This is a genomic window from Candidatus Desulfolinea nitratireducens (assembly GCF_982879505.1).
Genome location: NZ_CEYOSI010000183.1, coordinates 1 through 7,522, shown reverse-complemented (window position 1 = coordinate 7,522; position 7,522 = coordinate 1). Strand labels below are relative to the sequence as shown.

Genomic DNA, 7,522 nt, shown 5'->3' with positions numbered 1-7,522 from the left:
TATTAAACTTTTGCCCTTTTGAGGAGGGGCAATCTACCTTTTTGCAGTGGAGTCATAGATCCTTTGGTGAAACCAAGGCTGTGCAGGGCGTTAGCTTTGATGTCCAGCAGGGCGAGATCTTCAGCTTACTAGGACCAAATGGAGCTGGCAAAACCACCACCATCTCCATGCTGAGCTGTCTGCTGCGCCCGGACGAAGGCGATGCACGTGTGATGGGGCATTCCATCACAGATGACCAGATGGGAGTCAAATCGGTGTTGGGGGTCGTCCCGCAGGAGATCGCCCTGTATGAAGACCTGACCGCGCACGAAAACCTGACTTTCTGGGGCAAGATGTACGGTCTCCGTGGCGGGGCGCTAAAAAAACGTGTGGATGAAGTTCTGGATGTGATCGGGTTGCGTGACCGCGCCAGGGAACGTGTGAGCAAGTATTCGGGCGGCATGAAACGGCGTGTCAATATCGGTGTCGCCCTTTTGCATAAACCCAAGGTCATTTATATGGATGAACCGACCGTCGGCATTGATCCGCAATCGCGCCGTAATATTCTCGATAGCGTTGTCGCGCTGAAAGATGAGGGCATGACCGTCCTCTACACCACCCATTATATGGAGGAGGCCCAGGAATTATCCAACCACATCGCAATTATGGATCATGGCCAGATGATCGCCAGTGGCACCCATGATGAATTGGTAAAGTTGGTCGGTGGGCAAACACGGATCGACCTGACGCTGAATACAGAGGCTGCCTCCGTGATGGATGCCTGGCGAGTGGTTGAGGGCGTATCACAGGTGACGGCAGAGAATGGACTGGTAACTGTATTGGTAGAAGACAGCAACCTGGCCCTGCCCCTGCTTTTTGAAAGTGCCACAAGCAGATCTGCGCGCATCACCTCTGTAGATATATTCGAACCAAATCTGGAAGCCGTCTTCCTGCATCTGACCGGTCGAGCCCTGCGAGATTGAGAAGATATCTGATGATGTGGACTTATCCAATAATTAACCACAGAGATCACCCCGGCCCGACCGGCAACGCCGGGGCGGGCAAAGAACACAGACGTGTGCCCGCAAGGGTAGAAAAGCTCTATAAAAATCTCCGTGAACTCTGTGTACTCTGTGGTAAAAAATTCATTTTTAACCCATCAAGCACGACTCTTTGGGGTCCTCAATGAAAGCACTTGATATCGCCCTCAAAGATATGCTGCGCTCATTTCGGAGCCTTTTCGCGGTCGTTTTTATGTTCGTGATCCCCTTGCTGGTGACGGGCATGTTCTATTTCATGTTCGGGAATATTGCCAGCAGTGGCGACTTTAGTCTGCCACGCACCAAAGTGATCGTCGCCAATCTGGACGAGGGCGGACCAAAATTCCAGGTCAACCCAAAGAATATCCCCGATGGTAAAAAAGCAGATTCGATGGGAGACCTGATCGTCAACATCATGGAAAGCGAGGAGATGTCGGATTTTATCGACCTCTCCTTCGCTCCCGATCCTGAGCTTGCCCGGAGCGCGGTAGACAGCCAGGACGCCCAAGTGGCGATCATTATCCCGGCTGATTTCTCCAAAGAATTCGCGGATATTTATGGTCAGGCGGAGATCGAGTTTTATCAGGACCCGACCCTGACTATTGGCCCCGATATTATCCGTTCGATCATGAATCGCTTTATGGACGGTATGTCTGGCGTCAAGATCGCGGTCAAGGTCTTTTTGGATGAGGCCCCACCGAAAGAAACTATCTTTACCGGACAGGTGGTCCAGGATTATCTCGCAGTCTCCCTGGTCGAAGAAGATGACGTGGCGACAGCATTGCTGGCGGTTCGCCCGCCCTCCGGTCAACCGGTAAATGAAGAGGAGGAAAGCCAGAATTTACTGGTGACGATCATTAGCCCGATCATGGGCGGCATGATGATCTTTTACGCATTCTTCACCGGCGCATCCACAGCCCAGAGCATTCTCAAGGAAGAGGAGGAGCGCACCCTGCCGCGACTTTTCACCACGCCCACCTCTCAAGCGACCATCCTGAGCGGAAAACTGCTTTCCGTATTTCTGACAGTTTCGGTGCAAGTCATCGTTCTGCTCGTGGCCGCGCGCCTGATCTTCACCATTCATTGGGGAGAGCTGCCCTCTACCTTCCTGATGGCCCTGGGAATTATATTCAGTGCCTCCTCATTTGGCGTTTTCCTCAATTCATTTCTCAAAGATTCAAAACAGGGTGGGGTGCTCTTTGGCGGCGTTCTGACCGTGACCGGCATGCTCGGCATGATCAGTATCTTTGCCATCAATTCCCCTGCCGCGGCCAAACTCGGGAACTCCGTTTCCCTGCTGGTGCCTCAGGGTTGGGCTATCCGTGCCCTGATGCAAACCATGAACGCAGAACCGATTTCAAATGTATTGATCACCACCCTCGTCCTGCTCCTGTGGAGCGTGGCCTTCTTCGCCATCGGTGTGTGGCGTTTCAATAAAAGATTTGCATAGGAAGCCGCCATGATTCGAATTTTCGACATCGCCCTCAAAGACCTGATGCAGCTCATACGCGATTTCAAAACCTTTATGTTTCTGTTGCTGATGCCGATCCTCTTCACCCTCCTGTTTGGATTTGCTTTCGGCGGGTTTGGCAGCGGCGGAGAAGGCGATTCCCGCCTGCCGGTTGGCCTTCTGAATGAAGATGATCGCTGGGTCAGCAATTCACTGCGCGATCTGTTGGCAGATTCGGATATTGTACGACTACACGAAAACATCTTTCTGAGCGCCTCAGACCTGGACCTGATGGTTGCTGAGGGGGAACTGGCGGCGGCTGTCATCATCCCGAGAGGTTACAGCAAAGCAGTTTGGGCCGATAAATCCGCCCAGTTGATCGTCATCGCAGATACCAACACCTCCGCCTGGATAACCATTGAAGCAGAATTATTGACCCTCGCCAGCCGCCTGGACGGGGCTGCCCGCACCGCCACCATCATGGATAAATATGCCGGAAAACGGATCCCCTTCCAATATGGTTTTGAAGAAACGCTGGAAGCATGGGAAGATCCCCCCATCTCCATCGTTGAAACAACGAGCAGCGTGGTCAAGGAAACCGACGACGGGATCGCCTCTCTCGCCCACACCGCCCCGGGAATGATGCTCCAATTTGCGATCGCCGGATTATTGACCGCGGCCTCAGTCATAGTCACCGAAAGAAAATCACGCACCCTCCAGCGCCTGTTAACCACATCTGTGCGCCGGATCCAGATCCTCTTTGGTCATTACCTGGCTATCTTCGCGCTGATCTTTACACAATTCACCACCCTGATCTTATTTGGGCATTTCTTCCTGAAGATCGACTATCTGCGCGTTCCCGAAGCGACTTTTTTAGTCGCCTTTACCTCTGCCCTATGCATCGCCGCGATGGGCTTGTTGATCGGGATCATCGCCCGAAACGAGGAGCAGGCGATCTCATTCTCTCTGATCCCCATGTTCGTCCTTTCAGGCCTGGGCGGTGCCTGGATTCCGCTGGAGTTCACCGGCGAAACCTTCAGCGCGATCGGGCATATCTCGCCGGTCGCCTGGGCGATGGATGGATTCAAAAATATCAGCGTACGCGGCTTTGGGTTGGACTCGGTTTTAATCCCGGCTGGAGCCCTGACCGGGTATGCGGTCTTATTTTTCATCCTGGCTGTGTGGCGGTTGAGTGCCGCTGAAGAAAAATAAAGTAGACTTCACAAAAATCCCTTTTGACAACGATCCAGCCACCGGAAGTATTTATGCAAGAGGTCTACTGGTTTTTTATATCCCATACCTATTGATATTCAGATAAACTGGTTATGAGCGTCCCGCAGGTTTATGTTCATTTAAAATCTAAATCAAGGGAACCTGCGGGACGGTTTACCTAGAAACTGTCTGAAAAATTTCTAAATCTACCTGCTCACCACAGATACCCTTTCGGACACACGTAAACACAGATGAACGCTGATTCTTTGGATGAATGCCTCGAGGAAATGCCTTTCCAATCTTTTTTATCTATGTTCATCTGTGGTTAAAAAGGGTTTTCAGACACCCTATAGAGGAAATTAACCAACTTAAGTGAACATCAATAATACAGGGGTTACGCATGAAAATGTGTTTTGTGGCAAAAAATCTTCGGTGCGGACTAAAAGTCCTGCCTCAGACCATGAAAGTCGAATAAATTCGACTCTTTTTTAGCCCGGAGGACTTCCACGCTTTGAGGCAGGGATTTATCCCGCACCGTTCTCGTTGTTTTCTGGAGATTTTTCTTGAAAAATGAAATTTTCTGTACTAAAAAGCATTGTTTTATATCCTAAAAATTTCATGCGTAAGCCCTGTAATAATGAAACAAATCTTGTATTTAAAAGAAGAAAGGTTCACGAGTTTGCGAACCTTTTATGACACTTTGGAGTAATCGCAGAGCAGGGATTGATCTCTTTACCCAATCGCAAGCCCCATAATTCTATGGGCGTCCCTATCAGGGTACTTGCTCACGGAGGACCAAATTTCCTTGCCAATAAATTTTTAAAAAAGCGGCGACAACCAATGGGTCAAAATGTCTGTCAACGCCTTTCATAATTATGGCAAGAGCTTCTTCTTCTGACAAGGCGACCCGATACGGTCGTTCGTTAATTAAGGCGTCCCATACATCGATGACGGCGAAAATCCGGGCGGCAAGCGGAATGCTATTTCCCTTCAGTCAACGATTCTTCGAGATTGAAATCCACGACCACCGTCGCTTTTGCGCGATAATCAGGCGGGAAAGCGTAATAAGCCCCCACGCCTAAGAGTGCGCCCAAAATGGAGAATAAAAGCCAAAATTTCCATGCCCGTAAAAGGCGGAGGAAATCATTTAGTGAGGGAGGGGAAAGTAACCAGTTCATATTTTTACCTACAAATCATCCACAGATTACGCAGATTGAACAGATTTTTAAAGTTTTTTCTGCATAATCTGTAAAATCTGTGGATAAGCTTACCGCGCCAAAGCTTTCTTAATTTTTCGTCTGCGTCGCCAATTCCACCAGGGAGCAACCACCTTGCGAATGATATGCTTGGCATTGATAATCGAAAAGAAAGAGCCGCCTTCACGATAATGAACGCGCATCATCTCGTTCCAGCAGTGTTTGTCGGCAGCGATGGATTTTGCATCGCTGTGCAATCTGAAATTCGCCCAATTTTCTCCGGGCAAATAGCGTAGCTCACTAATTTTCGCCAAGCGCGTCCAAAGGTCGTAGTCCATCGCAAAATAGAAACTATCGTCGAGCGGGGCAACCTTTTTCCAGAGTTCTGCTCGCCAAAAAGATGCCTGCTGCGGGATATGAACATACCCGCGCTTCAACTTCTCCAAATCCGTTTGAGCGGCGTTGAATTTGCCAAATTTAACACCCTTCTCGTCGATAAAATCACAATCACCGTAAACCAGGCCCACATCGGGATTTTCCATCAAAAACTTGACCGCTGCACTGATCGCACCCGGCTCGTAGGTATCGTCTGAGTTGAGCCACGCTAAAATCTCGCCATTTGCGCGCGCAAAACCTTTGTTGATCGCGTCGGTTTGGCCTTTATCCTTCTCAGAAACCCACCAAGCCAATTTATCAGCGTAATGCTCAATGATCTCCGCGCTGCCGTCTGTCGAGCCGCCGTCCACGACGATATATTCGATATTCGGATAATCTTGCGATAGCACCGAGTCGATTGTCGCAGCGATATACGCCGATTGGTTAAAAGACGGGGTAATGATAGAGACCAGTGGCAAGCCCCGGGTCAGGTTCGTTTCGGGTTTATTCTTCATAATCCAAACTTGTCGAGTGGACGCTTATCGCATCCACCCCATAATATTGCGCCGCGGCCTGATTGACCCAATGTTTTGCTTCAATATCAAACTCTTTCACCCCGCCCATTCCATCCAAAGGCGGGAGGGATATATTCATCATACCACTTTCTTTTTTGGATAGAATATACGCTTCGCGCGTGTCCCAAGCATCGGCATAAGTCTGAAACTCGGGGATTGTTTGGTAGGCTTGCCACGCCCCCCGCAGCGGATAAAGGGATGCCGCGACGAGCAGCAGCGTGGGCAGGATACTCTCTTTCTCGCGTGCGAAAATCAGGGCAAAAAAAGCGCCAAAAGCAAAAAGTCCGCTCGTCATCACCACGCGCGCAGGGAAACGTACCCGCTCATCAGGGAAGGAGAGCGCATAGGCGCTGGGCGCAAAACTGGCGGCAATGAGAACAAAAATAAGCAAAGGAATTAGGGCAAGCGCCCATCGAAAAATCTTTCGCCCACGAGCAATAGAGATTTCATTTGCAATTAGATACCCAATAATGACCGTAAAAAAACTGGGCAAAGGGAGCGTTTTTAAAGTGTCGATTATAAATTCGTAAGGAAAAATGATAAGGCGGCGCAGGAAAATAAGTATTTCTATAGGCGGGGCATCGGAGCGAATGGCATTTGCGGGCGTGAAAGCCATAAAGCCAAGAGAAATAAATCCGCCTAATAATGCTGCGCCAAAAAGAATCAGCACAGATTGGCGATCATATTCTTTACCGAAAAGCCAGAAGGCAAACATAATCAAAAAGAGAATGGCGATATGCAACGCCCCAACTGTTTCTGAAAGCCCACCGATGAAAAACATGGCAAATACACTGAGTAGCGCGGCAAAAAGAAGGGCTATTTTTGAACGCTGCTTTCGCAGAAAAGCGAATATGCCAGCCAGAATATAGGTAAAAAAGACAATTGGGGAAAAATAAGTGACCATCCCCGAAATCCAGTAGATGGTTTGGTAGCGGTTTGGGGCTTGTAAAATGCTCAAAAAAATTAATAAGGCGGAGATGGAGAAAAGCGCCAACTTCGATATTTTCCCGCCAAGCAGTTTATTACTCTCGATCAAGAGCCAATTTAACCCGACCACCCATAAAATAATTAGTATCGCTGAGAACCAGTGAATACCGATCCAGTCGCCGAAGGCGAAAAGGAACATATTGGTATAACGATTGGAGACGTGGAGATATTTTTCAACGCTGAGTTCTATAATCCCTTTTCCGGTGTGGAGGAGGGCGCTGTGATAATAATCATCCGCAAGGAGACGCGTGAATTTGCCCAAATAGGCGTAGAGTGTGAGGACAATCCCGCTTGTGATGGCTTGAAGTATTAAAGCAAATTTGAAGAGTTTTTCTTTTTCAATATTGAACATAATCGCCCCATTTTACCCCACAGGGGAGAATTTAATAGAAGGTTTGCGATTGTCCCAGTGCAACGCACCCTTCATAAAGCGATTTTACGGCAAAAAAGATTTGAAGGGTGCATCGCACTTTTCATATTCGAAATTACTATCGCAAATCGAAAACCAGATAGCCATCTCCTTCGACGTAGATGGGGTATTGTGCTGAGAGATAATCGCGTAAATCTACTTGCGCATCCCATTCGTCGAAATCGGTGATGAGGAAGAAATCGCGGTTTTGGGCGTTTTTGTTGAAAATTTGCGCAAACTCTTGAGGTATCATCTCAATAAAAAGGGGAAAATTGAGAGAAACGAAAGCCTATTAAATT

8 protein-coding genes are annotated in these 7,522 nt (G+C 48.8%); 3 read left to right on the top strand and 5 right to left on the bottom strand.

Features of this window, described 5'->3' with window-relative positions; all coding sequences use genetic code 11:
• Nucleotides 1-80: 80 nt before the first annotated feature.
• The 3 genes from AC3DOM_RS13875 (at nucleotide 81) to AC3DOM_RS13865 (ending at nucleotide 3,681) form a co-directional block, all read left to right on the top strand.
• The gene (locus AC3DOM_RS13875) at nucleotides 81-962 is read left to right on the top strand and encodes an ABC transporter ATP-binding protein (protein WP_487919638.1); all 882 of its coding nucleotides are present in this window, start codon (nucleotides 81-83) and stop codon (nucleotides 960-962) included.
• A gap of 202 nt (nucleotides 963-1,164) precedes the next feature.
• Nucleotides 1,165-2,469, top strand: coding sequence for an ABC transporter permease (locus AC3DOM_RS13870; RefSeq protein ID WP_487919636.1), 1,305 nt, complete (start codon nucleotides 1,165-1,167; stop codon nucleotides 2,467-2,469).
• Between the two features lie 9 nt (nucleotides 2,470-2,478).
• Complete coding sequence (locus AC3DOM_RS13865) at nucleotides 2,479-3,681, top strand: ABC transporter permease (protein ID WP_487919635.1); 1,203 nt, start codon at nucleotides 2,479-2,481, stop codon at nucleotides 3,679-3,681.
• A gap of 772 nt (nucleotides 3,682-4,453) precedes the next feature.
• On the opposite strand, the gene AC3DOM_RS13860 is transcribed toward AC3DOM_RS13865, so the two are convergent.
• From AC3DOM_RS13860 to AC3DOM_RS13840, 5 genes are all read right to left on the bottom strand, one after another.
• Nucleotides 4,454-4,630, bottom strand: a complete 177-nt coding sequence (locus tag AC3DOM_RS13860) for a hypothetical protein (RefSeq protein ID WP_487919637.1) — start codon at nucleotides 4,628-4,630, stop codon at nucleotides 4,454-4,456.
• 31 nt (nucleotides 4,631-4,661) lie between these two features.
• Nucleotides 4,662-4,859, bottom strand: a complete 198-nt coding sequence (locus tag AC3DOM_RS13855) for a hypothetical protein (protein WP_487919634.1) — start codon at nucleotides 4,857-4,859, stop codon at nucleotides 4,662-4,664.
• An 89-nt stretch (nucleotides 4,860-4,948) separates the two neighbouring features.
• Complete coding sequence (locus AC3DOM_RS13850; protein ID WP_487919633.1) at nucleotides 4,949-5,767, bottom strand: glycosyltransferase family 2 protein; 819 nt, start codon at nucleotides 5,765-5,767, stop codon at nucleotides 4,949-4,951.
• Nucleotides 5,757-7,166 (bottom strand): hypothetical protein, encoded by a 1,410-nt coding sequence (locus tag AC3DOM_RS13845; protein ID WP_487919632.1) that lies wholly within the window; start codon nucleotides 7,164-7,166, stop codon nucleotides 5,757-5,759. Before AC3DOM_RS13845 ends, AC3DOM_RS13850 begins: the two co-directional genes overlap by 11 nt.
• 136 nt (nucleotides 7,167-7,302) lie before the next feature.
• Nucleotides 7,303-7,476: a hypothetical protein gene (locus tag AC3DOM_RS13840; protein WP_487919631.1), complete on the bottom strand. Its 174-nt coding sequence runs from the start codon at nucleotides 7,474-7,476 to the stop codon at nucleotides 7,303-7,305.
• Nucleotides 7,477-7,522: the final 46 nt, after the last annotated feature.

What these genes read in the sequence shown, in the direction of transcription:
- AC3DOM_RS13855 (WP_487919634.1), bottom strand. Translation starts at nt 4,859, where the DNA reads ATGAACTGGTTACTTTCCCCTCCCTCACTAAATGATTTCCTCCGCCTT.
- AC3DOM_RS13870 (WP_487919636.1), top strand. Translation starts at nt 1,165, where the DNA reads ATGAAAGCACTTGATATCGCCCTCAAAGATATGCTGCGCTCATTTCGG.
- AC3DOM_RS13850 (WP_487919633.1), bottom strand. Translation starts at nt 5,767, where the DNA reads ATGAAGAATAAACCCGAAACGAACCTGACCCGGGGCTTGCCACTGGTC.
- AC3DOM_RS13845 (WP_487919632.1), bottom strand. Translation starts at nt 7,166, where the DNA reads ATGTTCAATATTGAAAAAGAAAAACTCTTCAAATTTGCTTTAATACTT.
- AC3DOM_RS13865 (WP_487919635.1), top strand. Translation starts at nt 2,479, where the DNA reads ATGATTCGAATTTTCGACATCGCCCTCAAAGACCTGATGCAGCTCATA.
- AC3DOM_RS13840 (WP_487919631.1), bottom strand. Translation starts at nt 7,476, where the DNA reads ATGATACCTCAAGAGTTTGCGCAAATTTTCAACAAAAACGCCCAAAAC.